Here is a 25,516-nt window from a genome sequence, read left to right as displayed (position 1 = left end):
CCAATGGATTCACTTTTTCAAAAAAAGCATCAAAAAACGCCACTGCCCGCATGTTGGCAAAATAGCTTATCTGGCTACCGACGGCGGTTTTTTTAACCCGGTAAAAGTCTGAACTTAACTCATCCAGATTGATCTGGGCGGCATAAACAGAGACCCCGGAAAAGAGCAAGACCAGGGTAGCCATGCGATTTGCCTTGTGTCCATGGCGATACAAGATACCGACAACCAAAGCCAGAGCCAGCATCAGACCGGCTGCCGCAGCCTGCCAGATGAATGCGGCATAAGGCAGCAGAGACAACAGATAAAGATCATCCTGCAAACGAACGACTGGATAGGCCAACCCTTCAAGCACCAGCAAATCCGTCAACAGAAAAAAAAGTAACAGCAGGCTGGCAAATTTTCGCCAGCCATATATGAATATCGAGCCAACGAACAGATAGTCCAGATTGACGATGGGCCGATCAATTTTCAGGACATTTGCAATCAACCAGAACAGCAGATTGGGGAGAATGACATACAGCCCTATCGCCGTCAGTAGTGGCTTGCCAGCGGGACTGGATTCATTCGACAAGACGGGAAGCATCGCGCTTGACTCGTCATTCATGATTCGATGACTTCATCAATCGTGACCCGGGCAGACCGGCGCAGAGCCATTCGATTTGATCGTCTTGTCAGAGGGGGCTTGCACATGCTGCGTTCCTGTATTCTTTTGGCGTTAAGGGCGCCATCCTCGATCTCAAGCCTTGTCCTTGTACATCAAGGCCGTGATCTGCTCCGAAATCAGGCCCATCATGAAGGTGATCACGCTGCCCGTATAAAGCAGCGCGCTCATGTTGGTGAAGCGGCCGTCCTCCAGCAGCGTGTGGCCGTACCAGAGCGTGGCGAGGGTAAAAAGCAGCAAGGCCACGGGCCCGAACAGTTTCAAGGGGGAATACAAGGTGCCGATCTTGAAGATGATCAACAGAAACCGCACCCCATCCTTGAACAAGTGGATATGGCTCTTGCCGATCCGTCTGGCCGCCTGGATGGGCACATAAGCCACCCCGTAACCCGCCCGGAAGAATGCCATGGTGCTGGTGGTGGGGTAGGAAAAACCGTTGGGCAGCAGGTAGAGGAATTCGCGGAACCGATCGGCGCGCACGGCACGCAAGCCGGAAGTGAGGTCTTGCACCAGATGGCCCGTCATGTAACTGGCCAGGCGGTTGTAAAAGGCATTGGCAAAGCGGCGCCCCAGGCTGGCCTGGGAGGCGCGATCCCGGGCGCCCACCACCATGTCGTAGCCTTCATCGAGTTTGGCCAGCAGGCGCGGAATATCGGCGGGGTCGTGCTGGCCATCGGCATCCATGAACACCATCACCGCCCCCTTTGCCGCGCGGGCCCCGGTCTTGATGGCGGCGCCATTGCCCTTGCTGCAGGGGTGCGTCACCACCCTGGCGCCGGCGGCCTCGGCGACCTGGCCGGTGGCATCGCTGGAGCCGTCATCGACCACGATCACTTCGGCCTCAGGGTAGAGGCGCCGGATCGCCGCGACCGTCGTACCGACGGCAGCCGCTTCGTTTCGGGCGGGGAGGACGACCGACAACACTGGCGGAAACACTTCCACCACGGCACCCTCATCTTGCTCAGTCATGGGCCGCAGCCTCTACATCCAGGCTGGCGAGCAAGCCGGCACAAACCTTGTGCCGGTAGTAAGCCCGATAAGGGTGCAGGGGCATGGAACGGCACAATTTGTTCCGGTGAAAAGCCTCGGCCTGGGCCCGGCCCTGGGACGCCAGAATGAGAGGGAACATCTGCACGCCCAGCTCGAAATCCGGGTTGGCGGCATAGGATTTTTCCAGTTCCGCGAGCGCCCGGGACGCATCTCCCGCCTGATGTGCAATACGCTGCAAATTGATGTGCAAGGCGCCGCGCTCCCGAGCATTCATGATATTCGCCTCCCGTTCCAGAAGCACACGATGCAAGGCCTCGATCTGCGCATGGGAGAGCAACTTGCACTGCCCCCCCTCCATCCGGTCGAGCACGGCGGACAATACCGCGGGGGCCCCCGCGCTGCTGGCAACCTGCTGACTCAGCAAGCGTGCGCTTTCGTAATAGCGTTGGGTTTTCTCCGCATCGCCTGCCATGCAGTTGAGCAACATGGCCTGCAGGTGCGAGCTCAGGCATTCGGGGCAGTCCTTCACCTGCATCTCCATCACTTCCAGGGCATAAGCGCCTTTGCCTGCCTCAAGATACTGATTGGCCAGATGTTCTGCCGCCCGGGGCGACTTATGGGCGGCAAGAAACCAATCCTCAGCCGCTTCAAGGGGCTTGCCCCACAGGCTGGTCACTTGCCCCAGGACCAAGGTCAGCAGCACGAGGTAAGCGGAGAATCCCCCGATCGCCAGACGTCTGTATTTTTCTGGAACTTGCCGGATGTACCAGACCAGGGCCAGACAAGGCCCGAACAGCGCCACATGATTCCTGTGCTCGAAGTAGAGCTCCAGCCCGATCACGCTCGATTCGAGCAGGTGCGCCGCCAGAAACCACAACACGGCAAAGGCCAGGACCGGATGACGACGGCGCAATGACCCGCTTGCCCCCAATGCCAGCAGCCATGCCAGGGCGGCTAGCAGCGCCAGGGGCGACTCCTGCCAGGAAACGACCTTGGGATGACCCTCATGAAAGGGGTGAAAGGTCGCGATGCCGGGGGCAAAGGCATGTGCGAGATACTCGAACAGAATCTGCGGCTCGGTCAGCAAACGCTCCTTCAGATCGAAGTTCCGCCCTGGAAAAACCCCTCCGCTCGCCCATGCCTGCCAAAGTAGGGCAAGAAGGATGAGCAGGCTGTACGCACCACATAGGCGAAGACGCAGGCGCCGGGTGCCGGGGTTGGCCGTCACGCCCTGGAGCAGGGTGTATTCGGTCACTCCCGCCAGCACCGGCAGCAACAGACCGTTTTCCTTGCTCAAAGCGGCGAGCAAGGTACCCATGACGATGGCCGCGCCTTGCAGATAGCCCCCTGCCCGCGGTCTTGTCTGCTCCATTTCCAGCCCGAGCAGGAAGAAATAGAGACCCAGGAGCACGAACAAGGCCGACAAGCTGGTCATGCGCTGCACGACGATCAGCGTAGTCGACACATGAATGGGCAGCACGGCCCAGAGCATTCCCACGCTCACGGCCAGCCAGACGCTCGCCGCTACCTTGCCCTGGCGCAGGCGTTCGATGCGCCAGACGATGCCCGCCACCAAAAGGGCATCGAGAAGATGCACGACGGCGTTGAACGCAAAAAAAGCGGGAATATTCCGGGGCCAATCGCTGGCGTTCCAGACCAAAGTCAGCATGGAAAGAGGCCGTCCCAGCGGTCCCGAAATTTCAGAAAACACATAATGGAGCGCCCGCTCCCAGCCGTCGATTTGACTCAATGCCGCGAGGGGACGCAGATCATCGTAATAAAGGGCACCGGAAAAGCCCTGGCGGTACAAAGTGAACAACAACCCGAGAAAAACCGTCAGCAAGGCCCAGGGTAGCCAGCGGGAGCGGCGCAAATAGCACGGATTTGCCTTCATGACGCAGCGATACCTTTGTTTGTCACAGGAGATGCAGAGGGGAAAAAAATTGCCGAAGCAAGGCTTCGGCAATCTTCCTTAGCTCGCCTTTTCAGGCGAGATGTGCAGTTACAATCAAGGAGCGCACTTGCCAGGCCTGTACTTTTCTTCCAGATCGGTAGTGCATTTCCAGACGCCGTCAGCATCGCGAGCCCAAGCGATTTTTTTACCATTGAACTTGCCGGCATTACCTCCCTTGGCGGTACAGGTGATGGAACCAACGCCAGCCGCAAACGTAGTCACCACGTTGCAGTAAGAAGTAGAGCTCTGAATGCCGATGAAACCAGGGTCAGCCTTAACAAGAGAAGGGGTGACGCCACGAGCGATGGCTTCTTCGAAAGCGACCTTGCCCGGGGTGATTTCAGCCAGGGCGGCGGCGGCGTTCGACTTGATGGTGTAGTCCTGATACGCCGGCAGGGCCACGGCGGCGAGGATGCCGATGATGGCGACGACGATCATCAGCTCGATGAGGGTGAAACCTTGTTGTACCTTTTTCATTTCAAATCTCCTTAGTGGAAAACAGCGAAAACCGCTGATTCCCACAAGGCAGACTTTGTGCCAGGTCCGGAAATCCCGTTTTGCATAGGAAAAAGCCGGTTGGGACCGGGCTGGAGTGACATTTTTCGTCAGTCGACTGCCGCGCCACGTCGCTTTGCGGGCCGATCGGGGCTGCCATCCGCCGTTTGCCATGGCCCCTGGCCGCCGGTCTGCTTGGTCTCTCTGGCGCAAGCCTGGATCGGCTCGTTGCCGGGCTGATCCGCCTCGGCGTTTTCCTGTCATTCAACCGGGCATGAAGCTTTGCATCGAGCGGGCCGATGCCATGTTTTACCCGGATGTGTTTGTGACCTGCGACCCGCGTGACCGGGCGGCGGGGAGCGAGTTGTTCTAGCCGCATCCCCGCCTGGCGGTGGAAATCCTGTCACCTTCCACCGCGGCCTTCGACCGGGGCCGCAAGTTCGAGCTGTATCAGCAGATCGACAGCCTGCAGGAATACCTGCTGATCGAGCAGGACCGCCGCCATGCGGACCTGTTCAGAAAGAATGGCGAGGGCTTGTGGGTGCGGTAACCGGCGGCCGAGGGCAGCGTGATCCAGCTGGAAAGCCTGGGCGTGAGCCTGACGCTTGCCAGTCTTTATGAAGATGTGCTGGACCAGCCCGGTTGATGATGATGACTTGCCAATGATGACTTGCGGGGCGATGAGGTGGTTTTTCGGGGCTTCGGCGGCCCGGTCCTGGGGGCTGCGGGCGTGCGCCGTGAGGTGACGGCGACTGGCTGATCCAATGGGCGCGGACTAGGCCGCCGTCAGAACAGCCGCGCCAGGTAGGCGCCTTCGGCCTCGGCCGGCAGGGGCAGCCAGACCCGGTGGCCGCTGCCGGGGGCGGCCTCCACGGGCTGGCCTGCGGCGTTTTCCATCCGTTCCACCTGCACGAAGCGGTTGCCGGCAGGATGCACGATTTCCAGCCGGTCGCCGGTCTCGAAGCGGTTTTTCACGGTCACTTCCATCAGCCCCCGTTCCGGGTCGAAGCGGCAGGCGTCGCCCACGTACTGGCTGCGGCTGGATTCGGAGTAGCCCTTCAGGTAGTTCTGGTATTCGGCGTCGTGGTGGCGCTGGTAGAAGCCGTCGGTGTAGCCCCGGTTGGCCAGGCTTTCGAGTTCGGTGAGGAGAGCCGGGTCGAAGGGGCGCCCGGCGATGGCGTCGTCCATGGCGGCGCGGTAGCTCTGGCAGGTGCGGGCGACGTAGTAGGCGCTCTTGGTGCGGCCTTCGATCTTCAAGGAGTCGATGCCCATTTCCACCAGCTTCGACACATGCTCGATGGCGCGCAGGTCGCGGGAATTCATGATGTAGGTGCCGTGCTCGTCCTCTTCGATCGGCATCAGCTCGCCGGGGCGGTGTTTTTCTTCCAGCAGCCAGACTTTCTGCTCGGGCTTGGGCTTGAACAGGCCGGTAACGGCGTTTTCCGAGGGCGCGAGCGTGGGCCGGGCGACGCCGGCGGCGTCTTCCTGGGCCTCGCTCACCTGGTAGTCCCAGCGGCAGGAGTTGGTGCAGCTGCCCTGGTTCGGGTCGCGGTGGTTGAAGTAGCCAGAGAGCAGGCAGCGGCCGGAGTAGGCGATGCAGAGCGCGCCATGCACGAATACTTCAAGCTCCATGTCCGGGCATTGCTGGCGGATTTCCGCCACTTCATCGAGGGAGAGTTCCCGGGACAGGATCACCCGGGCCAGGCCCAGCTTCTTCCAGAATTTGACCGCCGCCCAGTTCACCGTGTTGGCCTGCACCGAGAGGTGGATGGGCATTTCCGGCCAGGCTTCGCGCACCATGTCGATCAGGCCCGGGTCGGCCATGATCAGGGCGTCGGGCTGCAGGGCCACGACTTCGGCCATGTCCTTCAGGTAGGTGTGCAGCTTGGCGTTGTGGGGAAAGATGTTGCTCACCACGTAGAACTGCCGGCCGGCGGCGTGGGCTTCCTGGATGCCCTGGGCCAGGTTTTCCATGTGGCCGAATTCGTTGTTGCGCACCCTGAGGGAGTAGCGCGGCTGGCCGGCATACACTGCATCGGCGCCGAAGGCGAAGGCGGTGCGCATCATGGCGAGCGAGCCGGCCGGAGCGAGGAGTTCGGGGGTGTGGGAGGGCATCGGGTAGAATCTTGAAAAAACGAGCATTTTACTCGTCCCCAGTCAGGAGGCCGTATGGGAACGCAAGAGATCATCGAGCAGGCTTTGAAGCTCAAGGCAACAGAAAGGTTCGAAATCGTGGAGCAGATTCTGCAGAGTCTCGATAAGCCGGACCAGGAGATTGAACGAATTTGGGCTGACGAAGCCGGGCGACGGCTCCAGATTCATGATGCGGGGCAGGTCCAGGGCATTCCTCTGGATGAGGCATTGAAGGGCCTCTGATGCAGCTCATGTTGCTCCCGCTGGCCCGCCTTGAACTGCAGGAGGGCCGGCAGTATTACGATCTGCAGCAGCCTGGCCTGGGGCAGCGTTTTATTCAGGACTTCAAGGCGGCGGCAAGGCGGATCGTACGTTGGCCCCTTGCATGTCCCCTGGAGCGTGGCGAAATACGCAAATGCTTGCTGGAACGTTTTCCCTACAAACTGCTGTATGCGTTGCGGGATGAGAATATCCTGATTCTGGCCGTGGCCCCCCAGCACCGCCAGCCTGACGACTGGGCTGAGCGCCAGCCCCAGCCCCAGCCCCAGCCTTAAAGCGGTTCATACCCAGAAATCATTCAAAGTCTTTTCATGTCCGAAGAAATCCTCATCAATTTCACGCCCCAGGAAACCCGGGTGGCCGTCATGGCTCAGGGAGTGGTCCAGGAACTGCATATCGAACGCACCGGCAGCCGGGGGCTGGTGGGCAATATCTACCTGGGCAAGGTCAGCCGCATCCTGCCCGGCATGCAGTCCGCCTTCATCGAGGTGGGCCTGGAGCGCACTGCCTTCTTGCATGTGGCCGACATCTGGCAGCCCCGGGACCCGCAGGCCGAGCATGGCCGGGAGGCGCACAAGCCGATCGAGAAAATCCTTTCGGAAGGCCAGAGCCTGCTGGTGCAGGTGATCAAGGACCCGATGGGGACCAAGGGCGCCCGCCTGTCCACCCAGATTTCCCTGGCCGGGCGGATGCTGGTGTATCTGCCCCAGGAAAAGCATATCGGCATTTCCCAGCGCATCGAGGACGCGGCGGAGCGGGAATCCCTGCGGACCCGCCTTGCCACCCTGGTGCCCGAGGACGAGCCCGGCGGCTTCATCGTGCGCACCATGGCCGAAACCGCCAGCGACGCGGAACTGGTGAACGACATTGCCTACCTGAGAAAGTTGTGGCGGGACATCCGCGACAAGGCCCGGGTTTCCGGTGCGCCCAGCCTCCTCTACCACGAACTGCAGCTGGCCCAGCGGGTGCTGCGGGATTTCGTGAACCCTGAAACCGAGAAGATCATCATCGACTCGCGGGAGAACTTCCTGAAGCTGGAGACCTTCGCGGCGGAATACACTCCGGCGGTGAGCCCGCTGCTGGAGCACTACACGGGCCAGCGGCCGCTCTTTGATCTGTACGGGGTGGAAGATGAAATCGAAAAGGCCCTGGCCCGGCGGGTGGAGCTCAAGTCCGGCGGCTACCTGATCATCGACCAGACCGAGGCCATGACCACGGTGGATGTGAATACCGGCGGTTTCGTGGGGCTGCGCAACTTCGACGACACCATCTTCAAGACCAATCTGGAGGCCACCCAGACCATCGCCCGGCAATTGCGGCTCCGCAATCTGGGCGGCATCATCATCGTGGATTTCATCGACATGGAGAACCCGGTCCACCGTCAAGCCGTGCTGGCCGAGTTCAACAAGGCCCTGGCCCGCGACCACACCCGCCTGACGGTGAATGGCTTTACCGCGCTGGGCCTGGTGGAAATGACCCGGAAACGCACCCGGGAATCCCTCGCCCATGTGCTGTGCGAGCCCTGCCCCACCTGCGGCGGCCGGGGCGAGGTGAAGACGGCGCGCACGGTTTGTTATGAGATCCTGCGCGAACTGTTGCGCGAGGCGCGCCAGTTCGATGCCAGGGAATACCGGGTGCTCGCCAGCCCCCAGGTGATCGACCTGTTCCTGGATGAAGAATCCCAGTCCCTGGCCCAGCTTTCCGACTTCATCGGCAAACCCGTTTCCCTGCAGGCCGAAGCCAGCTACGCCCAGGAGCAGTACGACATCGTGCTGATGTGAGGTTTCACCGCATCCCGCCGCGTCTCGCTTGCCACCCACCCAAGCCACCCAAGCCACCCAACCCCGGGGAACGGAACCTCCGCCCCCTTTTTCACCCCTGTAAGCCATGACCACCACCACTGCCCTGACTCCCCCCCAACTCCGCCTGTGCTGCGACCCCGCCTGCCTGGGTTTTTCAAGTACGGACGAGCTGGCCGACCTGCCCGGCGGCCTGGGCCAGGCCCGGGCCGAGGCCGCCCTGCAGTTCGGGCTCTCGATGCCGCACCAGGGCTACCATGTGTTCGTGCTGGGCGAGCCGGGGACCGGCCGCCACGCCACGGTGTTCCGCCTGCTGCAGGAACAGGCCGCACGGGCCCCGACCCCGCCGGACCTGTGCTACATCCACAATTTCGAGGACCCGCGCACCCCGCGCCTGCTGCGCCTGCCGGCCGGGCGCGGCATCAAGCTGCGCAATGCCCTGCAGCAGTTCGTGCGGGAGCTGACCCCGGCCATCGATGCGGCCCTGGATGCAGATACCCATGTGGATCGGGTGCAGGCGCTCCAGGATGGCCAGAAGAAGCGCGAGGAGGAAGCCATTGCCGCGCTGGGCCAGGCGTGCGCGGCGGACGGCCTGTGTCTCTTGACCACCCCGGAGGGCTTTGTCTTTGCTCCTACCCTGGATGACAAGCCGATGACCCCGGAGGCCTTCGAGGCCCTCTCGGAGGCCGAACACCAGGCCATTGAGCGCCGTGTGGAAAGCTGGAGCCTGAAGCTGGCCGACCTGCTGGCCGACTTTCCCGGCTGGCGTCAGGAGTTGCAAAAATCCATCGAGCGGGCCGAGCGCCAGGCCCTGACCCCGGTGCTGGCCCACCTCACCCGGGGCCTGCGCCGCCACCATGCGGATCTGCCCGAAGTGCTGGCCTTCATCGATGCCATCAGCGCCGACGTGATTACCTGTGTGGCGCGCGGCAGCGTGCCCGGTGAAGACGAAGAAAACCCGGACAGCGAGCTCGAGCAGGGCAAGTTCAGCTTCCACCGTTACCAGGTGAACTTGCTGGTGGATCACAGCCAGACCCGGGGGGCGCCGGTGATCCGGGAGGACAACCCGGGCTTTGGCAACCTGATCGGCAGCATCGAGCACCTGCCCATGCCCGGCGGCCATGCCACCCATTTCAACCTGATCCGCGCCGGGGCCCTGCACCGGGCCAGCGGCGGCTATCTGGTCGTGGACGCCGGCCGCCTGCTCACCCAGCCCTATGCCTGGGACGGCCTGAAACGGGCGCTGCGCAGCAGCCGCATCGCCATCGAGCCCCCCGCCGAGGCTCAGGGCTGGAGCAGCCAGGCCACCCTGAACCCGGAGCCGGCGCCCTGCCAGGTCAAGGTGGTGCTGGTGGGGGAGCGGGAGCTGTTCTACCTGCTCACCGAGAACGATCCGGATTTCGTGGAGTTGTTCAAGGTGGCCGCGGATTTTGACGACGAGTTGCTGCGAACGCAGGAAAACGAAAACCACTATGCCCGCCTCCTGGCCACCCTGGCGCGCCGGGGCGGGTTGTTGCCCTTCAGCGCCGAGGCGGTGGCCCTGCTGATCGAGGCGGCGGCCCGCCATGCCGAACACGCCCTGCGCCTTTCCCTGCACACCCGCCATCTTTCCGACCTGATGCGGGAGGCGGATTACCATGCCAGGGCCGAAAATGGCGATGCCAGCCGGGTGGAAGCCCAAGCCATCAGCGCCGCCCTGGCGGCCCGGGCCCGGCGGGCCGACCGCTATCCGCGCCATGTGCTGGAGTCCACCCTGGAGGGCTGCACCCTGATTTCCACGGACGGGGAGCGGGCCGGTCAGGCCAATGCCCTGGTGGTGGTGGAACTGGCGGGCGAGCGCTACGGCCATCCGGTGCGGGTCACGGCCACGGCCCGGGTGGGGGACGGGGACGTCGTGGATATCGAGCGGGAAACCGAGCTGGGCGGCGCCATCCACTCAAAAGGAGTGCTCATCCTCACCGCTTTCCTGGCCGCCCGCTTCGCCCGGCATCAGCCCCTTTCCCTGGCGGCGAGCCTGGTGTTCGAGCAGTCCTACGGCCAGGTGGAGGGGGATTCTGCCTCTTTGGCCGAACTTTGCGCCCTGCTCTCGGCCCTGGCCCAGGCCCCGATCCGCCAGAGCCTGGCCCTGACCGGCTCGGTCAATCAGTTTGGCGAGGTGCAGGTGATCGGCGGCGTCAATGAAAAGATCGAAGGCTTCTACGACCTGTGCAAGGCCCGGGGCCTGACGGGGACGCAAGGGGTGCTGATCCCGGCCGCCAGCGTCGCCCACCTGATGCTGCGTCCGGATGTGGTGGAGGCGGCCGAGCGCGGCCAGTTCCACGTCTGGCCCGTGGCGACGGTGGATGAAGCCATGGAGCTGCTGACCGGCCTGCCCGCCGGCACGCCCGACAGTCGCGGCCATCTGCCCCGGGGCAGCCTCAACGAGCGGGTGGCCCGGGCCCTGGCGGAAATGACGGCGGCCCTGCATCCGGCCCACCCGGAAGAGCGGCCCGTCTGGCGCAAGCCGGTGCGTCACAACCGCTTCAGCGCTAGTTGAACGGATGGCATCGACGCCAGGCGCCGGGCCTTGTTTTGCCGCTGCGGTGCGCCTTCCGCCCTGGCGATGCGCTTTCAAAAAGGCCGGGCCTACCGGGCCTACCGGGCGGGCCGCTGCGGGGCTATCATGCCGTTCCCTCTTTCCCACCTCAGGAAGGCATCTCCCATGACAAGCAAACATTCCGAATTCGATAGCCTGGTCCCGGGGCGCCCCCTGGATCGCCCCTTCAGCCGCCGGGATTTCATCACCACCGCCGCCGGGGTGGGTTTTGCCCTGGCGACCCAGCCGATCATGGCCCAGACCGCCATCCACACCGACAGCGCCGGCTTGCTGGCAGGCCGGGTCAAGCTCGCTTCGCCCCTGGGCGAGGTGGAAGCCTACCAGGCCCGGCCCGCCGGCCAGGAGCACTTGCCGGTGATTCTGGTGGTGTCGGAAATTTTCGGCGTCCATGAATACATCGCCGATATTTGCCGCCGCCTCGCCAAGCTCGGCTACCTGGCCATCGCCCCCGAGCTGTTTGCCCGCCAGGGCGACCCGCGCCAGATCGAGAGCGTGCCGGAAATCCTGGAGAAGATCACGGCCAGGACCCCGGATGCCGAGGTGCTCTCCGACCTCGACGCCTGCGCCGCCTGGGCCTTCCAGAACGGCGGCGATCCGGCCCGGCTGGGCATCACCGGCTTTTGCTACGGCGGCCGCATCACCTGGCTCTATTGCGCCTACCGATCTTCCCTCAAGGCCGGGGTGGCCTGGTATGGCCGCCTCGAAGGCGAGGTGACGCCGCAAACCCCGCGCCATCCCCTGGATGAGGTCGCCGAGTTGAAGGCCCCGGTGCTGGGGCTCTACGGCGGCGAGGATAGCGGCATCCCCCTGGCCTCCGTGGAACGGATGAAGAAGGCCCTCGCAAGCGCCGCGGCCCCCGCCGCCCGGGCATCGCAGATCATCCTCTACGATCAGGCGCCGCACGCCTTTCATGCCGATTACCGCCCCAGCTACCGCAAGGCAGCGGCCGAGGATGGCTGGCGGCGGATGCTGGCCTGGTTCCAGCAACACGGCCTGTAAGCCGCCGGCCTTGCATCCGCTCCGGAAGCGCATATACTGTACGCCCATACAGTACATGGGCTTCCGGCAAAATTTATTCCACATCCGGGGCTTGTGCCATAATTCCCCGCTGAACATTCAAGGTAACTTCCATGGACGACAACAAAGCAAAGGCCCTGGCCGCTGCCCTGGCCCAGATCGAGAAACAGTTCGGCAAGGGTTCCATCATGAAGATGGGCGAGGCCGAGATTGACGAGGCCATCCAGGTGGTGTCGACCGGCTCCCTCGGGCTGGATCTGGCCTTGGGCGTCGGCGGCCTGCCCCGGGGCCGGGTGGTGGAAATCTACGGTCCCGAGTCTTCCGGCAAGACCACCCTCTGCCTGCAGGTGGTGGCCGAGATGCAAAAACTGGGCGGGACCGCCGCCTTCATCGATGCAGAACACGCCCTCGATCCCCAGTATGCCCAGAAGCTGGGCGTCAATGTGGGCGAGCTGCTGATCTCCCAGCCCGATACCGGCGAACAGGCCCTGGAGATTGCCGACATGCTGGTGCGTTCCGGCTCGGTGGACGTGATCGTCATCGACTCGGTCGCCGCCTTGACCCCGAAGGCCGAAATCGAAGGCGAAATGGGCGACTCCATGATGGGGCTGCATGCCCGCCTGATGAGCCAGGCCCTGAGGAAACTCACCGCCAACATCAAGAAGACCAATACCCTGGTGATCTTCATCAACCAGATCCGGATGAAGATCGGCGTCATGTTCGGTTCTCCCGAAACCACCACCGGTGGCAATGCCCTCAAGTTCTATGCTTCCGTGCGCCTCGACATCCGCCGCATCGGCGGCATCAAGAAGGGGGACGAGGTGATCGGCAACGAAACCAAGGTCAAGGTCGTCAAGAATAAGGTGGCGCCGCCGTTCCGGGAAGCCATCTTCGACATCCTCTACGGCGAGGGCATCTCCCGCGAGGGCGAGGTCATCGAACTGGGCGTGATCCACAAGATCATCGACAAATCCGGGGCCTGGTACGCCTACAAGGGCGACAAGATCGGCCAGGGCAAGGACAATGTGCGCGAATTCCTCAAGGCCCATCCGGACCTGGCCAGGGAAATCGAAGCCCGCATCCGCGAGATCGTCAATCCCGCCAGGACGGCTCCCGCCCCGGCTCCCGCTCCGGCTCTGGCCGATGCCTGAAAGCCTGGAGGCCAGGGCACTGGCCTTGCTGGCCCGGCGCGAATACAGCCGGGCCGAACTGCAACGCAAGCTGGCGCCCCACGCCGGATCTGCTGAAGCTCTGACGCAACTGCTCGATGAACTGGTCCGGTGCAGCAAGCTGAGCGATGACCGCTACGCGGAAATGCGGGTCAATGTGCGGGGCCGCCGCTATGGCAATGCCCGTCTGGTCCAGGAACTGCGCCAGTCCGGCGTGGAGCCCGAGGCCATTGCCGCCGCCCTGGCCCAAAGTGAGGATGAACACGGTCGCTGCCGGTCCGTCTGGCAGAAAAAATTTGCCACCCTGCCCGACTCGCCGGCCGAACGGGCGCGGCAACAACGATTCCTCCAGTACCGGGGCTTCTCCCAGGAAGCCATCCGCCGGGTGCTGCAGGGCCTGAATGAAGATGGCCGCCATGAATGAACCGCGCAGTTGCCTGAGCGCCCACCATCTCAAAAAACGCTACAAGGCCCGGGATGTGGTGGCCGATGTCTCCTTCGCCGTCAAAAGCGGCGAAGTGGTAGGCCTGCTCGGTCCCAACGGGGCCGGCAAGACCACCTGCTTTTATATGATCGTCGGTCTGGTGGCAGTCGACGGGGGGGACATTTTCATCGATGACACCAGGCTGACCCACCTGCCCATTCACCTGCGCGCCCGGCGGGGGCTTTCCTATCTCCCCCAGGAGGCCTCCGTGTTCCGCAAGCTGAACGTCGCGGAAAACATCCAGGCCGTGCTGGAACTGCAGAATCTCCCGCCCCAGGAAATCAAGGAGCGGCTGGAAAACCTGCTCGAAGAGTTGCACATCACCCACATCCGCCACACCCAGGCGGCGGCCCTCTCGGGCGGCGAGCGGCGCCGGGTCGAAATCGCCCGGGCCCTGGCGACCCAGCCCCGTTTCATCCTGCTGGACGAGCCTTTCGCCGGGGTGGACCCGATTGCCGTGCTCGACATCCAGAAGATCATCCGCTTCCTCAAAGAGCGCAATATCGGCGTGCTGATCACCGACCACAACGTGCGGGAAACCCTGGGCATCTGCGATCACGCCTGGATCATCAACGAAGGCCATGTCCTTGCGTCTGGTTCTCCGAGCGAGATCGTCTATAATGAAGACGTAAGAAAAGTTTATCTGGGCGAGCATTTCCGCCTTTAAGCTGCGGTTTTGTAAAAGCTCACCTCTCTCCCGCCGATGAAACCTTCCCTCCAGCTCAAGATTTCCCAGCAATTGGCGCTGACGCCCCAGTTGCAGCAGGCGATCAAGCTTTTGCAACTTTCGACCCTGGAAATGAACCAGGAAATCGAACGTTATCTGCAGGAAAACCCGCTGCTGGAGCGTGAGGACGAGCCGGAGCGGGAAAACACCTACAATACCAGCAGCAGCAACGAGCGGGGCCAGGAGGAGCCGGTCCCGGCCCGGGAAGAAAGCAGCGAGGAGCGCGCCGAACTCAGCCGCAGCGAGGTGGAGGAAGATCGCTGGTCCCAGGACAGTGGCAGCTATGGCAGCCCCGCCCGGGACCGGGATGATGACGAAGGCGATAGCCAGGACCTCCAGGCCGCCACCACATCCTTGCGTGAACACCTGACCTGGCAACTGGGCATGACCCAGTTTTCCGACCAGGACCGCGCCCTGATCCGTTTCCTGATCGAAGGGCTGGATGATGACGGTTATCTCTCGGCCAGCCTGGAAGAATTGCTGGAAACCATTCCGCCCGAATATGAAGTGGAACTGGACGACCTCGAAATCGCCCTGCGCCAGCTGCAAAGCCTGGACCCCACCGGCGTCGCGGCCCGTTCCCCCCAGGAATGCCTGGCGCTGCAACTGAAGGCCCTGCCTCAGGATCAAACCCGGGACCTGGCGCTGGCCGTGGTGGAACGGCACCTGGACCTGCTGGCCGCCCGGGATTTCAACAAGATCAAGAAATCATGCGCTTGCGATGATGACGCGCTCAAAGCCGCCCATGCGCTGATCGTCGGCCTCGATCCCCGGCCCGGCGCCCGCTTTGCGGCCATCGATACGCGCTACATCATTCCCGATGTCATCGTGAAGAAGCTGCGCGGCAAATGGACCGCCCAGATCAATCCCGATGCCTACCCCAAGCTCAGGATCAACCGGCTTTATGCAGAAATCCTGTCCCAGCAGCGCCGCGGGGAGGGCGGCCTGTCGAATCAGCTGCAGGAAGCCCGCTGGCTGATCAAGAACGTCCAGCAGCGTTTCGATACCATCGCCCGGGTCTCCCAGGCCATCGTCGATCGCCAGCGCCAGTTCTTCGAGCACGGCGAAGTCGCCATGCGCCCGCTGGTGCTGCGCGAGATTGCCGACACCATCGGCCTGCATGAATCCACCGTCTCCCGGGTGACGAGCCAGAAGTACATGGCCACTCCCCGGGGTATCTTTGAATTGAAGTACTTCTTTGGCAGCCATGTCTCCACCGATACCGGCGGGGCGTGTTCTGCCACGGCTATCCGGGCTTTGATCAAGCATTTGATCAGTGCTGAAGATGGCAAGAAGCCCTTGTCGGATAGTCAAATATCCGAAATACTAGGCCAGCAGGGAATCGTTGTGGCCCGGCGCACCGTGGCGAAATACCGCGAAGCGCTCAACATCCCGCCGGTCAATTTACGCAAGACCCTGTAAGAGAGGAGAAAAAAATGAATCTACAGATCAGCGGCCACCATATCGAAGTCACGCCTGCCCTCCGCGAGTATGTGGAAGCCAAGCTTGAACCCGTCATCAACCACTTTGACCGGGTCACCGGCGTGAATGTCATCCTGTCGGTGGAAAAACTGAAGCAGAAGGCCGAAGTCACGGTACATGTGCCGGGCAAGGACATTTTTGTCGAAAGCAGCGAAGATGATCTTTATGCTGCCATCGACAGCATGTTCGACAAGCTGGACCGTCAGGTTCTGAGGCACAAGCAGAAGCTTCAGGACCATCACCGCGGCGACAAGGTTGCCGATCATCTCGAGGATTGATGTCTGCGGCCGCAACCCCCGGTTGCGGCCCGGTCCTCTCCGGTTCCCATCATGAAATTGATTGCTCAACTCCTGCCCGCATCCCATGTCCTGCTGGGCATGGATGCCGGCAGCAAAAAACGGGTATTCGAGCAGGCCGCCCAGATGTTCGAAAGCGCGGATGGCATTGCTGCGGCGCAGGTCTTCGATAGCCTGTTCGCCCGGGAAAAACTCGGCTCCACCGGCCTGGGCCAGGGGATTGCCATCCCCCATGGCCGCATCAAGGGCCTCAAGCAGGCCACCGGCGCCTTCATCCGTCTGGCCGAGCCGATTCCCTTCGATGCCCCGGATGGCCGCCCCGTGTCCCAGCTTTTCATCCTCCTGGTGCCGGAACAGGCCACGGAAGAACACCTGCAGATCCTGTCCGAACTCGCCACCTGCTTCGCCGACCGGCAGTTTCGGGAGCAGCTTGCCGCAGCCACCGACGCCGCCCGTGTCATCACCCTGTTCTCTGCCTGATCCGGCCCCTGCATGCAGGAAATCAGCCTAGTCCAGCTCTTCGAGGATCACCGGGACAAGCTCGAACTGTCCTGGGAAGTGGCCGTCGGCACCAACCGCCGCATCAGCCTGAAGGAATCCGGCAACTACGGCGCGGACGTGGTGGGGCACATGAACCTGATCCACCCGGAACGCCTGCAGGTGATCGGCACCGCCGAAATCGCCTGGCTCCGGCGTGTCTCCGAAGCCCAGTTTGGCAGCCAGGTCGGCGCCCTCCTGGCGGCACAGCCGCCGGCCCTGATCGTTGCCGACGGATTGCCGGTTCCCGATGCCTTGCGGACCATTTGCGAAAGCACCCGGACGCCGCTGCTGACGGCGGCCAAACCCTGCGCCGCGGTGATCGACCTGCTCCGCATTTATCTATCGCGTCGCCTGGCGGACATCACCTCCGTCCACGGGGTCTTCATGGACGTGCTGGGCATGGGCGTACTGATTACCGGCGATTCCGGCGTGGGCAAATCGGAACTCGCCCTGGAACTGATCTCCCGCGGCCACGGACTGGTCGCCGATGACGTGGTGGAACTGGCCCGCATCGCCCCCACCACCCTGGAGGGGCGCTGCCCGGGCATGCTGCAGGATTACCTGGAAGTCCGCGGCCTGGGGCTTCTCAACATCCGCACCATCTTTGGCGAAACGGCGTCCCGCCGCAGGATGAAGCTGAAGTTGATCGTCTACCTGCAAAAAACCGTGTCCGGTGTCGATGCCCCGCGCCTGCCCCTCGATGCCCAGACCCAGAATGTTCTCGGCGTGCCCATCCGCAAGGTGGTGATTCCCGTGGCGGCAGGGCGCAACCTGGCTGTCCTGCTGGAGGCCGCCGTGCGCAATACCATCTTGCAACTGCGCGGCATCGACAGCATGCAGGAATTCATTTCCCGCCAGCAAAAAGCGCTGGTGCTGGACGAGGAACTCTAAGACAATTCAGCTTGCATTTTTTCAAGCCAAAGGAGAAGTCCATGAAGCAAGTGATCTGCACCCTCGCCATTGCCTTTACCCTGGGGCTCGGTACGGCCTATGCGGAAGATGCGCCCGCCAGGAAGGCCCCGAGTCCGGCGCAGCAGGCTCAGCAGGAAAAAATGAGGGGCTGTAACCAGGAAGCCAAGGCCAAGGAACTCAAGGGCGACGAGCGCAAAGCCTTCATGAAGGAATGCCTGTCCACCAAGACCGCTTCCGGGGCCAGCCAGCGCGACAAGATGAAGGCCTGCAACCAGCAAGCCGGCGACAAGGCCCTGAAAGGTGATGAACGCAAAGCCTTCATGAGCGAGTGCCTGAAGAGCTGAGGCAAGGCCGCCTTGCCCAAAAAAAATCCCGGCGCGCCGGGATTTTTTTTTGGGCTCACTTGCCTTTTCGCGCAAGATTGCCGGGGCCTCGATTTCGCGGGGCGGTGGAATCCATCCTCGTCCGGCTGGGTCTGGCGGCTTCGAACCGCTTGCCGGAAGAGGCGGGCCGGAAACCTGCGCGGCGGGGAGGTGGCGGGCCGGGTTCAGAAGGGCGGTTCGTCCTGGCTGGCAGCTTCCGGCGCGGCCTGTTCGCCGCCCAGCGCTTCGAGCAGGGCCGGGATGAAGCGGGCGAATTCTCCTGCCATCAGGGCAAATTCCGCATCGAAGATTTCCTCGGCGTTCCCGGCGTCCTGCCCGGCGTTTTCCTTGATGACATCCAGGAAGGCCAGGCGTTTGATCTCGCCTTTTTCGGTCAGCACGAAACTGATCCGGTCGTCCCAGGTCAGGGCCAGGCGGGTGGGCAGCTTGCCGGCCGTGAGGTGGGCCTTGATTTCATCGCCTTCCAGGGGGTGGCGCACATAACGCACGGCGGCTTTTTCCTCGTCCGTCGACTTCAGCTCGCAATCCCGGTCCACCGTGAACCCCGCCGAGGCGTCCCCCGCTGCCAGCCAGCCGGACATGGCGGCCGCGGGAGAATGCTGCGTTTTCACCAGGGCCAGGGGCAGATCGTCCAGGCACTGGCGCAGGTGTTCCAGCACTTCTTCGGCCTTCATCAGGCTCGGGGCGTCCACCCCCAGCCAGCCATGGACCGGATCGATCCAGACCGGCGTCTTGCGCCGGCGCAGGAAAGCCCGGGGCAGCAGTTCTGTGGTGACCTGGTCCTTCAGATCGCGCAGGGCCTTGCGGCCGGGCGGGTAGCCCTGTTCGGCGGCCATTTTCCCGGCCCGTTCCTTGACCTCGTCATTGACGACGGAGGACGGCAGCAGGCGCTGTTCCACGGCCAGGGAGAGCAGCCACTGGCCACCGACAAAATGGACCAGCTCGCCGCCCCGGGGGGGCACCCAGCCCCGGCTCAGCGGGTCCTGGCTGCCACAGGGCACGAAGCGGCCCCGGGCCAGTTGTTCCACCAGGGCGGACAGTTCCAGCTTCCAGGGGGCGGGCAGGCGATACAGTTGCAGGTTGCGAAACCACATGTTGACTTCCTGTGACGTTTCAAGGGCCAGGGCGGCAAGGCCCTGGCAAAAAGCAGCCGCCTGCTGGCGCAGGCCGGCCATCCATCATGGAGCGGCGTGAGCCGCTGGCGCTCGCCCTGGAGCAGGAACGAGGGCGCGATCAGGTCCGACGCTTGAACACCAGATCCCAGACGCCGTGACCCAGGCGCAGGCCACGGTTCTCGAACTTGGTCAGGGGGCGGTAGGCGGGCCTGGGGGCGAAGCCGGGCAGGTTGGCGGTGGAATCGGCTTCCAGGGCGGCGGCCAGGGCCGCGGGGGTGGGGCTGGCGACACTGTTTTCCAGATCCGGCGCCTGGCTCAGCACTTCTAGCATCTGCAGGGCGTAGTTTTCCCAGTCGGTGGCGCAGTGGAGGTAGCCGCCGGGTTTGAGGCGGCGGGTGAGCAGGGCCACGAAGGGCGGCTGGATCAGGCGGCGCTTCTTGTGCCGGGTCTTGTGCCAGGGGTCGGGGAAGAAGATGTGGATGCCGTCAAGGCTGGCCTCGGGCAGCATGTCGCGCACCACTTCCATGGCGTCAAGGTTGCCGATGCGCAGGTTGCTGAGCCCCTTTTCGGCAATCAGCTTGCACAGGGCGCCGACGCCGGGCACATGCACTTCCAGGCCGAAATAATCGTTTTCCGGGTGGGCCTCGGCGATCCGGGCGGTGGTTTCCCCCATGCCGCAGCCGATTTCGAGAATCTTCGGCGCCTGGCGGCCGAACAGGGCCGCCAGGTCGATCGGGGTGGCCTGGTAGGGCACGCCCAGCCGGGGCAGCAGGGTGTCGTAGTAGCGCTGCTGGGCGGCCGACATGCGCCCGGCCCGGCGCACGAAGCTGCGGATGTGGCCGTGTGAATCGGGCTCCGGACCGGCGCGGCCTCCGGCGCCGGCGCCTTCTTGCGGCGCTGTCATGGCGTTCATGCTCGGGAACCGATCAGGCCGGAGGTGGGAGAAGAGGGATCGGCGCTGTAGTGCTTCTTCGGCATGCGCCCGGCCAGGAAGGCGGTGCGTCCGGCCTCGACCGCCTTGCGCATGGCAGAGGCCATCAGCACCGGGTTTCTGGCGTGGGCGATGGCGCTGTTCATCAGCACCCCGTCGCAGCCCAGTTCCATGGCGATGGCGGCATCGGAGGCGGTGCCGACGCCCGCATCCACGATCACCGGCACCTTGGCGTTGTCGATGATCAGGCGCAGGTTCCAGGGATTGAGGATGCCCATGCCGGAGCCGATCAGGGAGGCCAGGGGCATGATGGCGGCGCAGCCCAGCGCTTCGAGCATCCTGGCCTGGACCGGATCGTCGGTGCAGTACACCATCACCTGGAAGCCGTCCTTCACCAGCACTTCGGCGGCTTTCAGGGTTTCCGGCATGTTGGGGAACAAGGTGGTGGAATCGCCCAGCACTTCGAGCTTCACCAGGGCGTGGCCGTCCAGCAGTTCCCGGGCCAGGCGCAGGGTGCGCACCGCCTCTTCGGCGCTGTAGCAGCCGGCGGTGTTGGGCAGGATCGTGTATCGGGAAGGGGGAATGGCATCGAGCAGATTGGGCTGCCCGGGGTCCTGGCCGATGTTGGTGCGGCGGATGGCGACGGTGACAATCTCGGCGCCGGAGGCCTCGATGGCCATCCGGGTTTCATCGAAATCCCGGTATTTGCCGGTGCCGACGAGAAGGCGGGAGCCATAGGCCCGGCCTGCGATGCGCAATTGATCCATGAAATTGATCCTGAAAAAAGCTTAGCCGCCGCCTACGGCAACGACGATTTCGAGTTGGTCGCCATTGGCCAGCAAGATGTTGCCATACTGGCTCCTGGGGACGATTTCCCCGTTGTGCTCCACGGCGATGCGCTTGCCGGTATAGCCCAGCTGCTCGATCAGCGCGGCGAGGGTGAGGGAGGTTCCGGAAAAGCGGCGGCTTGTGCCGTTGAGCGTCAGTTCGAGCATGGCTGCGGTCATGGGCGGCCTTTGCCAGGAAGGTCGCGAAAATGAAGTGGGGCGAAGTTTACTACTGAACCTGCGGCTTGGGTTTCATGTCCCGTTCCCTTAGAACGGATAAGCAAACATCTTGAGGAGCTGGCCGGTTTCGCACAGGGGCAAGCCCATGATGCCGGTGTAGCTGCCGCTGATGTGTTCGACAAACAGGCCGGCGCGGCTCTGGATGCCATAGGCGCCGGCCTTGTCCATGGGTTCGCCGCTTGCCACATAGCGCTGGATTTCGGCCTCTTCCAGGGCCCGGAAGCGCACCTCGGAAATGCTCAGGGCGGTTTCCATCCGGTCTTCAAACCCCACGGCCACACCGGTCAATACCCGGTGGCTGCGGTCCGAAAGGCGACGCAGGATGGCGGCGGCATCCGTGGCATCGACCGGCTTGCCGATGATGAGACCATCCACATCCAGCGTGGTGTCGGCGGCCAGGACAGGTTGGGCGATCAGATGGCGCCACTCGATCAAGCGCTGCCCATGTCGGGCCTTGGCCCGGGCCAGACGCACCACATAATCCTCGGCCGCCTCGCCAGGGACGGGGGTTTCGTCGGTTTCCGGATCGGCCCGGTCGCCGGTGCGAAAGATCAGGGTATCGAAATGGACGCCTATCTGCGTCAGCAACTCCCGCCGCCGGGGACTGCGGGAGGCCAGGTAGATGCGCTGAAAGCCTGAGGTGAGGTTCATGCCGGGTCATTCACGGTGGTAGGGGTGGTTCTTCAGGAGGCTGACCGCCCGGTACAACTGTTCGCAGAGCAGCAGGCGGGCCATGCCGTGGGGCAGGGTCAGGCTGGAAAGGCGGATCATCTCGTCGGCCTGCTGTTTCAGTCCGGCATCCAGGCCGTCGGCCCCGCCGATCAGGAGCGCCGTGTCGCGGCCATCCTGCATCCAGGCTTCCAGCCGTTCGGCCAGTTTCCTGGTGCTCAGGTCGCAGCCCTTTTCATCCAGGGCCACCAGCCGGACGCTGTCGCCAGCGGCATGAAGGATGCGTCCCTTCTCGGCCGCCTGCAGCTGTTCCCGGGTCCTGGCGCCACGGGGTTCGGGTTTGACTTCGATGACCTGAGTGGGCAACTCCCGGGGCATGCGTTTCAGGTATTCCTGACACCCGGCCACCACCCAGTCCGGCTGTTTGTGGCCCACGGCCACAATGGACAGCTTCATGCGCTGCTGTGCTCGCCTTCCAGGGCCTTCTGGCGCCGGACCGGCGTGGTCTGCCACAGTTCTTCCAGGTTGTAATAGGCACGCACGGCCGGCTGCATCACATGCACCACGATGTCACCGAGGTCTACCAGCACCCATTCGCCGGTTTCCTCGCCCTCGATGGAGACCACTTCTCCCCCGGCTTCCTTCACCTTGTCCTGCACATTGCGGGCCAGGGCCTTGACCTGCCGGTTGGAATCACCGCAGGCGATGATGATGCGATCGAACAAGGAGGTGAGCTGGGTGGTGTTGATGACTTCGATGTCCTTGCCCTTGATGTCTTCCAGGGCTTCGACGACGACTTTTTGTAGTTTGCGCAGTTCCATCAGGGATTTGGTTGATTTCTATAAAGTTGGTGCCGCCGAATATAGTCGAGAACCTCGTCGGGCAGCAAATAACGGGGACTCGCGCCCCGGGACAGCAGGGAGCGGATGTGGGTGGCGGAAATGTCGAGCTGGGTCATGGGCAGCGGCAGGATGGCGCCCGCCGGGGCCAGGGCCAGGTCTGCGGGCCCGGCACACCGACGTTGGACGAATTCCCGCGCCAGGGGTTCCGGCAGGCGTTCCTCCAGCAGCGGGTAGCCCGGCCGGTGCAGCACGGCCAGATGCGCCAGACCGAAAATTTCCTGCCAGCAGTACCAACTCGCCAGGCCGGTAAAGGCATCGGCGCCCATCAGCAGCACCAGGGGCTGGCGGGGCCCCTGTTCCCGGCGCAGACGCGAGAGCGTGGTCACCGTGTAGCTGGGCTCCGCCCTCTCCATCTCGCACGCGGCCACCCGGAAATGGGGATTGCCGGCCACCGCCAGGCGCACCATGGCGAGCCGGTGCCGGGGGGCGATGCGGGGGCTGGCCCGGTGCGGCGGTTGCCCCGCCGGGACCCAGCAAATGGCCGTCAGACCCAGGGCCTCGTGCGCCTCTTCGGCCAGGCGCAGGTGGCCGAAATGCACCGGATCGAAGGTGCCGCCGAAAATGCCCAGGGGCCGGATGGCCGTGTCAGGCATGTTCGGAAACAGGCTCCCGGGGCACGAACACATCCCGGTAGCTGATATAGAAACTGGCGAACAGCGTGGGGGCCAGCACCATCAGCAGGGGCAAGGTCAGCAGCGAGGTGATGAAGCCGGCCGCACTGGGGAACAGGCCGCCCAAAAGGCCGATGACGATCCCCGGCAGAATGGCCCCCACGGCCACCAGGCCCAGGCCATAGACGAGAAAGGCGCGCCAGTTGCGCAGGCAGGCGATGAAACTGAAGAACAGGGCCTTGCTGACGGAGAGCTGGTGCCAGGCCACCAGGGCCGGTGCATACCAGTAGGCCATCAGTACCGGGGTCATGAGCAGCAAGATGAGCTGGGCCGCCAGGATGACATTGCCGTTCTCCAGGCCCGCCTCGTCCAGGCCGCCCCTGCCGGCCGCGGCTTGCAGCAGGGCGCCGTCATCCACCACGGCGGCCAGGGCCAGCACCGCCAGGGTGCAGACCAGGTAGATTCCCCCCAGCCATATCAGCGGGCGTGGGTGTTCCTTGAGGGGCAAGAAGAACAGGGCCGGGGTAACGGGCAGGCCCTGATCGACATTGCGGCAGGCGGTCATGACGCCAACCGAGAGTCCGGGCATCACCAGCGAGGCCGCCAGGGGACCGATGAAGGGCAGGAGGTTGCAGATCAGCACGCTCATCCAGTACGCCATCGTCAGCAGGCCGATCATGGCGGGCTGGCGGCGGAACAGGGCGTAGCCCTGGGCCAGCCACTGCCAGCCGCCCAGGGCGGGGAGGGTCAGGGCCTGCATCACCAGGCTCCCGCAAGCATCGAGTGGAACTGCATCCTAGACACCTAAGAAAATATCCCGATAAGAGGCGTAGAGGGCGCCGGACAGTACGGGAATCAAAATCAGAAAACCCAGGCCCAGAGGCAGGGTGGCAAAAAAAGACAGGAGGGACAACAACAGTCCGAAGACCAGAAAAGCCAGCCAGTTCTTCAGGCAGGCACTGACGCTGGCCTTGATGGCCGGCACCGGTGCCATGCCCTGCAACAGCACCAGGGCCGGCGCGAACCAGAGGGCCATGGCGAGCGGCAGAAAGAGTATCACGGCCAGCAGGCCACTCAACAGCAATCCGCCCAGCAGGGGGCCTATGCCACCCATGCCACCCATGCCACCCATGCCTTCGATGCCCGGGCCATTGCCCGCCTGCCCGGTGTGATTGAGGAGGAACAGCAGCAGGACGATGCCCAATGTACCCAGCATGTTCAGTAGCCCCAGCCCCATCACGCCGCCGCCCCTGGCGACAAAGCCGGCCAGCAGGTCGCCCGGTCGCGGCGCACCCTCCTGGATGCTGCGCCGACAAGCAGACAACATGCCCGCGGCCAGCGGCGGCAGCAGGAAACTGCTGAGCAGCAGCCCCGGCAGGGAGACACCGGCCGGCACCAGCAAACCCAGCAGGAAGGACAGACTCAGCCCCAGCCAGCGTCCCGGCGTTGCCCTGAACATGATCCAACCCTGACGCAGCCAGTCGAAACCGGCGCCTGGATCGGTAACCCGGCTGCGGCCTTTGAAGGGGATGGGGTCGAGCGGAAAACGGATCATGGTCCGGCGGGGTCGGGTTGCACGGGTCGTCATGCTCCGGAAAAGCCGCGCATCAGGAAGGCCGGGGATCAAGCCCCGTTCCCGTCCGGCGCTGGGGGGCGCCGCAGTATCTGCAGCGCCTCGTCGAAATCAAAAGACTCGATCGCGCGCCCCAGCGCCACCAGATCCAGCAGGGCCAGCCGCTGGGCAAATTCTCCTTCATGTGCGGCAAAAAACTGCAGCGCTTCCAGGTCATCCGTCATCAGCAGGCTTTCCAGTTTGTCGAACAGGGCCTGCAGTTGCTCGGGCGTCAGCTTGGGTGCGCTTGTTGCAGGGGCCGCGCCACTTTCTTCGGTACGGGAGGCCAGCGCCAGACGCAATTGGGTCACCAGGGCGGGAAGGTGTCGAGCCAGTTGCGAAACTTGCGACCGGGCATCGTCCAGGCTGGCCGCATCGCCCTGGCGCAGGCTGCGTTCCAGATTTGTCGTCAGGGCCTGGATGTCCTGCAGGCCAAGATTGCCGGCCACTCCCTTCAAGGCATGCACGGCCTGCAACGCCGCTCCGGTCTGGCCGGTGGCCAGGAGATTCTGGATCCGTTCGCCATCCTGGGCGTGGCTCTCCAGGAACATGCCCAGCAAGCGACGGTACTTGGGCAGTTTGCCGCCGACCAGACGCAAGCCAGCAGCCAGGTCGAGCCCCGGCACGCCGGCCAGCGGCTGCAGCAGGGCGTCCTCGCCGGGCGTGGCGGGTGTGCCGGCACCGGCCATGCC

General features: G+C 63.7%; 30 protein-coding genes. 14 read left to right on the top strand and 16 right to left on the bottom strand.

What is annotated here, in order from left to right; genetic code table 11:
* The 4 genes from WBH99_RS14045 to WBH99_RS14030 form a co-directional block, all read right to left on the bottom strand.
* The coding region (locus tag WBH99_RS14045; RefSeq protein ID WP_424220722.1) for a hypothetical protein at positions 1-604 on the bottom strand (604 nt) is incomplete at its 3' end.
* A gap of 132 nt (positions 605-736) precedes the next feature.
* Complete coding sequence (locus tag WBH99_RS14040; RefSeq protein WP_424220721.1) at positions 737-1,630, bottom strand: glycosyltransferase family 2 protein; 894 nt, start codon at positions 1,628-1,630, stop codon at positions 737-739.
* Positions 1,623-3,545 carry a tetratricopeptide repeat protein gene (locus tag WBH99_RS14035; protein WP_424220720.1) on the bottom strand — a complete coding sequence of 641 codons (1,923 nt, stop codon included), beginning with the start codon at positions 3,543-3,545 and terminating at the stop codon, positions 1,623-1,625. The genes WBH99_RS14040 and WBH99_RS14035 overlap by 8 nt, the downstream gene beginning before the upstream one ends.
* Positions 3,546-3,659: 114 nt before the next feature.
* Positions 3,660-4,082: a pilin gene (locus WBH99_RS14030; protein WP_424220719.1), complete on the bottom strand. Its 423-nt coding sequence runs from the start codon at positions 4,080-4,082 to the stop codon at positions 3,660-3,662.
* A gap of 403 nt (positions 4,083-4,485) precedes the next feature.
* Between WBH99_RS14030 and WBH99_RS14025 the strand changes: the two genes are divergently transcribed.
* A complete protein-coding gene (locus WBH99_RS14025) occupies positions 4,486-4,650 on the top strand; it encodes a Uma2 family endonuclease (RefSeq protein WP_424220723.1) in 165 nt (54 codons plus the stop codon).
* A 236-nt stretch (positions 4,651-4,886) separates the two neighbouring features.
* Here WBH99_RS14025 and yegQ read toward each other — a convergent pair whose 3' ends face one another.
* Positions 4,887-6,215, bottom strand: a complete 1,329-nt coding sequence (gene yegQ / locus WBH99_RS14020; protein ID WP_424220718.1) for a tRNA 5-hydroxyuridine modification protein YegQ — start codon at positions 6,213-6,215, stop codon at positions 4,887-4,889.
* A gap of 54 nt (positions 6,216-6,269) precedes the next feature.
* On the opposite strand from yegQ, the gene WBH99_RS14015 reads away from it, so the two are divergent.
* The 13 genes from WBH99_RS14015 to WBH99_RS13955 all read left to right on the top strand — a co-directional run bounded on the left by WBH99_RS14015 (position 6,270) and on the right by WBH99_RS13955 (position 17,878).
* On the top strand, positions 6,270-6,476 hold the full coding sequence (locus WBH99_RS14015; protein WP_424220717.1) for an addiction module protein: 207 nt from the start codon (positions 6,270-6,272) through the stop codon (positions 6,474-6,476).
* Positions 6,477-6,484: 8 nt separating this feature from the next.
* Positions 6,485-6,787, top strand: coding sequence for a type II toxin-antitoxin system RelE/ParE family toxin (locus WBH99_RS14010; RefSeq protein ID WP_424220716.1), 303 nt, complete (start codon positions 6,485-6,487; stop codon positions 6,785-6,787).
* A gap of 36 nt (positions 6,788-6,823) precedes the next feature.
* Positions 6,824-8,293 carry a ribonuclease G gene (rng, locus tag WBH99_RS14005; protein WP_424220715.1) on the top strand — a complete coding sequence of 490 codons (1,470 nt, stop codon included), beginning with the start codon at positions 6,824-6,826 and terminating at the stop codon, positions 8,291-8,293.
* Positions 8,294-8,399: 106 nt separating this feature from the next.
* A complete protein-coding gene (locus WBH99_RS14000) occupies positions 8,400-10,847 on the top strand; it encodes a Lon protease family protein (RefSeq protein WP_424220714.1) in 2,448 nt (815 codons plus the stop codon).
* 165 nt (positions 10,848-11,012) lie between these two features.
* Positions 11,013-11,906, top strand: a complete 894-nt coding sequence (locus WBH99_RS13995; RefSeq protein ID WP_424220713.1) for a dienelactone hydrolase family protein — start codon at positions 11,013-11,015, stop codon at positions 11,904-11,906.
* Between the two features lie 131 nt (positions 11,907-12,037).
* Complete coding sequence (gene recA, locus WBH99_RS13990; protein ID WP_424220712.1) at positions 12,038-13,075, top strand: recombinase RecA; 1,038 nt, start codon at positions 12,038-12,040, stop codon at positions 13,073-13,075.
* Positions 13,068-13,517 (top strand): recombination regulator RecX, encoded by a 450-nt coding sequence (gene recX, locus WBH99_RS13985; protein WP_424220711.1) that lies wholly within the window; start codon positions 13,068-13,070, stop codon positions 13,515-13,517. Before recA ends, recX begins: the two co-directional genes overlap by 8 nt.
* Complete coding sequence (gene lptB / locus WBH99_RS13980) at positions 13,510-14,244, top strand: LPS export ABC transporter ATP-binding protein (protein ID WP_424220710.1); 735 nt, start codon at positions 13,510-13,512, stop codon at positions 14,242-14,244. Before recX ends, lptB begins: the two co-directional genes overlap by 8 nt.
* A gap of 36 nt (positions 14,245-14,280) precedes the next feature.
* On the top strand, positions 14,281-15,726 hold the full coding sequence (locus WBH99_RS13975) for an RNA polymerase factor sigma-54 (protein ID WP_424220709.1): 1,446 nt from the start codon (positions 14,281-14,283) through the stop codon (positions 15,724-15,726).
* 14 nt (positions 15,727-15,740) lie between these two features.
* The gene (gene hpf, locus WBH99_RS13970) at positions 15,741-16,064 is read left to right on the top strand and encodes a ribosome hibernation-promoting factor, HPF/YfiA family (RefSeq protein WP_424220708.1); all 324 of its coding nucleotides are present in this window, start codon (positions 15,741-15,743) and stop codon (positions 16,062-16,064) included.
* A gap of 51 nt (positions 16,065-16,115) precedes the next feature.
* Entirely contained in the window at positions 16,116-16,562 is a 447-nt protein-coding gene (gene ptsN / locus WBH99_RS13965) for a PTS IIA-like nitrogen regulatory protein PtsN (RefSeq protein ID WP_424220707.1), read from the top strand.
* A gap of 12 nt (positions 16,563-16,574) precedes the next feature.
* Entirely contained in the window at positions 16,575-17,513 is a 939-nt protein-coding gene (hprK, locus tag WBH99_RS13960; protein WP_424220706.1) for an HPr(Ser) kinase/phosphatase, read from the top strand.
* Positions 17,514-17,554: 41 nt separating this feature from the next.
* Positions 17,555-17,878: a PsiF family protein gene (locus tag WBH99_RS13955; protein ID WP_424220705.1), complete on the top strand. Its 324-nt coding sequence runs from the start codon at positions 17,555-17,557 to the stop codon at positions 17,876-17,878.
* A gap of 203 nt (positions 17,879-18,081) precedes the next feature.
* On the opposite strand, the gene WBH99_RS13950 is transcribed toward WBH99_RS13955, so the two are convergent.
* The 11 genes from WBH99_RS13950 to WBH99_RS13900 form a co-directional block, all read right to left on the bottom strand.
* Positions 18,082-19,011, bottom strand: coding sequence for a recombination-associated protein RdgC (locus tag WBH99_RS13950; RefSeq protein ID WP_424220704.1), 930 nt, complete (start codon positions 19,009-19,011; stop codon positions 18,082-18,084).
* A 139-nt stretch (positions 19,012-19,150) separates the two neighbouring features.
* Positions 19,151-19,945 carry a tRNA (guanosine(46)-N7)-methyltransferase TrmB gene (trmB, locus tag WBH99_RS13945; RefSeq protein ID WP_424220703.1) on the bottom strand — a complete coding sequence of 265 codons (795 nt, stop codon included), beginning with the start codon at positions 19,943-19,945 and terminating at the stop codon, positions 19,151-19,153.
* A complete protein-coding gene (locus WBH99_RS13940; protein ID WP_424220702.1) occupies positions 19,942-20,730 on the bottom strand; it encodes a thiazole synthase in 789 nt (262 codons plus the stop codon). Before WBH99_RS13940 ends, trmB begins: the two co-directional genes overlap by 4 nt.
* 21 nt (positions 20,731-20,751) lie before the next feature.
* Positions 20,752-20,970 (bottom strand): sulfur carrier protein ThiS, encoded by a 219-nt coding sequence (gene thiS / locus WBH99_RS13935; protein ID WP_424220701.1) that lies wholly within the window; start codon positions 20,968-20,970, stop codon positions 20,752-20,754.
* Between the two features lie 87 nt (positions 20,971-21,057).
* The gene (locus WBH99_RS13930) at positions 21,058-21,681 is read right to left on the bottom strand and encodes a Maf family protein (RefSeq protein ID WP_424220700.1); all 624 of its coding nucleotides are present in this window, start codon (positions 21,679-21,681) and stop codon (positions 21,058-21,060) included.
* A gap of 6 nt (positions 21,682-21,687) precedes the next feature.
* A complete protein-coding gene (gene rlmH, locus WBH99_RS13925; RefSeq protein ID WP_424220699.1) occupies positions 21,688-22,155 on the bottom strand; it encodes a 23S rRNA (pseudouridine(1915)-N(3))-methyltransferase RlmH in 468 nt (155 codons plus the stop codon).
* Positions 22,152-22,520, bottom strand: coding sequence for a ribosome silencing factor (gene rsfS / locus WBH99_RS13920; RefSeq protein ID WP_424220698.1), 369 nt, complete (start codon positions 22,518-22,520; stop codon positions 22,152-22,154). The genes rlmH and rsfS overlap by 4 nt, the downstream gene beginning before the upstream one ends.
* A complete protein-coding gene (gene nadD, locus WBH99_RS13915; RefSeq protein WP_424220697.1) occupies positions 22,520-23,194 on the bottom strand; it encodes a nicotinate-nucleotide adenylyltransferase in 675 nt (224 codons plus the stop codon). The genes rsfS and nadD overlap by 1 nt, the downstream gene beginning before the upstream one ends.
* A complete protein-coding gene (locus WBH99_RS13910; protein WP_424220696.1) occupies positions 23,187-23,972 on the bottom strand; it encodes a BPSS1780 family membrane protein in 786 nt (261 codons plus the stop codon). Before WBH99_RS13910 ends, nadD begins: the two co-directional genes overlap by 8 nt.
* Before the next feature lie 36 nt (positions 23,973-24,008).
* The gene (locus tag WBH99_RS13905) at positions 24,009-24,800 is read right to left on the bottom strand and encodes a BPSS1780 family membrane protein (RefSeq protein WP_424220695.1); all 792 of its coding nucleotides are present in this window, start codon (positions 24,798-24,800) and stop codon (positions 24,009-24,011) included.
* A 35-nt stretch (positions 24,801-24,835) separates the two neighbouring features.
* Positions 24,836-25,516: Hpt domain-containing protein (locus WBH99_RS13900; protein ID WP_424220694.1), on the bottom strand; the 681-nt coding region annotated here is incomplete at its 5' end.

This window comes from Azovibrio sp., assembly GCF_049658005.1.
Taxonomy (GTDB): Bacteria; Pseudomonadota; Gammaproteobacteria; order Burkholderiales; family Rhodocyclaceae; genus Azovibrio.
Note: the sequence above shows the minus strand (reverse complement) of the source record. Positions and strands in the feature narration are given on the sequence as shown.

Coding starts and splice junctions, on each gene's coding strand:
- WBH99_RS14040 (WP_424220721.1), bottom strand. CDS start 1,630: ATGACTGAGCAAGATGAGGGTGCCGTGGTGGAAGTGTTTCCGCCAGTG.
- WBH99_RS14035 (WP_424220720.1), bottom strand. CDS start 3,545: ATGAAGGCAAATCCGTGCTATTTGCGCCGCTCCCGCTGGCTACCCTGG.
- WBH99_RS14030 (WP_424220719.1), bottom strand. CDS start 4,082: ATGAAAAAGGTACAACAAGGTTTCACCCTCATCGAGCTGATGATCGTC.
- yegQ (WP_424220718.1), bottom strand. CDS start 6,215: ATGCCCTCCCACACCCCCGAACTCCTCGCTCCGGCCGGCTCGCTCGCC.
- WBH99_RS14015 (WP_424220717.1), top strand. CDS start 6,270: ATGGGAACGCAAGAGATCATCGAGCAGGCTTTGAAGCTCAAGGCAACA.
- WBH99_RS14010 (WP_424220716.1), top strand. CDS start 6,485: ATGTTGCTCCCGCTGGCCCGCCTTGAACTGCAGGAGGGCCGGCAGTAT.
- rng (WP_424220715.1), top strand. CDS start 6,824: ATGTCCGAAGAAATCCTCATCAATTTCACGCCCCAGGAAACCCGGGTG.
- WBH99_RS14000 (WP_424220714.1), top strand. CDS start 8,400: ATGACCACCACCACTGCCCTGACTCCCCCCCAACTCCGCCTGTGCTGC.
- WBH99_RS13995 (WP_424220713.1), top strand. CDS start 11,013: ATGACAAGCAAACATTCCGAATTCGATAGCCTGGTCCCGGGGCGCCCC.
- recA (WP_424220712.1), top strand. CDS start 12,038: ATGGACGACAACAAAGCAAAGGCCCTGGCCGCTGCCCTGGCCCAGATC.
- recX (WP_424220711.1), top strand. CDS start 13,068: ATGCCTGAAAGCCTGGAGGCCAGGGCACTGGCCTTGCTGGCCCGGCGC.
- lptB (WP_424220710.1), top strand. CDS start 13,510: ATGAATGAACCGCGCAGTTGCCTGAGCGCCCACCATCTCAAAAAACGC.
- WBH99_RS13975 (WP_424220709.1), top strand. CDS start 14,281: ATGAAACCTTCCCTCCAGCTCAAGATTTCCCAGCAATTGGCGCTGACG.
- hpf (WP_424220708.1), top strand. CDS start 15,741: ATGAATCTACAGATCAGCGGCCACCATATCGAAGTCACGCCTGCCCTC.
- ptsN (WP_424220707.1), top strand. CDS start 16,116: ATGAAATTGATTGCTCAACTCCTGCCCGCATCCCATGTCCTGCTGGGC.
- hprK (WP_424220706.1), top strand. CDS start 16,575: ATGCAGGAAATCAGCCTAGTCCAGCTCTTCGAGGATCACCGGGACAAG.
- WBH99_RS13955 (WP_424220705.1), top strand. CDS start 17,555: ATGAAGCAAGTGATCTGCACCCTCGCCATTGCCTTTACCCTGGGGCTC.
- WBH99_RS13950 (WP_424220704.1), bottom strand. CDS start 19,011: ATGTGGTTTCGCAACCTGCAACTGTATCGCCTGCCCGCCCCCTGGAAG.
- trmB (WP_424220703.1), bottom strand. CDS start 19,945: ATGAACGCCATGACAGCGCCGCAAGAAGGCGCCGGCGCCGGAGGCCGC.
- WBH99_RS13940 (WP_424220702.1), bottom strand. CDS start 20,730: ATGGATCAATTGCGCATCGCAGGCCGGGCCTATGGCTCCCGCCTTCTC.
- thiS (WP_424220701.1), bottom strand. CDS start 20,970: ATGACCGCAGCCATGCTCGAACTGACGCTCAACGGCACAAGCCGCCGC.
- WBH99_RS13930 (WP_424220700.1), bottom strand. CDS start 21,681: ATGAACCTCACCTCAGGCTTTCAGCGCATCTACCTGGCCTCCCGCAGT.
- rlmH (WP_424220699.1), bottom strand. CDS start 22,155: ATGAAGCTGTCCATTGTGGCCGTGGGCCACAAACAGCCGGACTGGGTG.
- rsfS (WP_424220698.1), bottom strand. CDS start 22,520: ATGGAACTGCGCAAACTACAAAAAGTCGTCGTCGAAGCCCTGGAAGAC.
- nadD (WP_424220697.1), bottom strand. CDS start 23,194: ATGCCTGACACGGCCATCCGGCCCCTGGGCATTTTCGGCGGCACCTTC.
- WBH99_RS13910 (WP_424220696.1), bottom strand. CDS start 23,972: ATGCAGGCCCTGACCCTCCCCGCCCTGGGCGGCTGGCAGTGGCTGGCC.
- WBH99_RS13905 (WP_424220695.1), bottom strand. CDS start 24,800: ATGACGACCCGTGCAACCCGACCCCGCCGGACCATGATCCGTTTTCCG.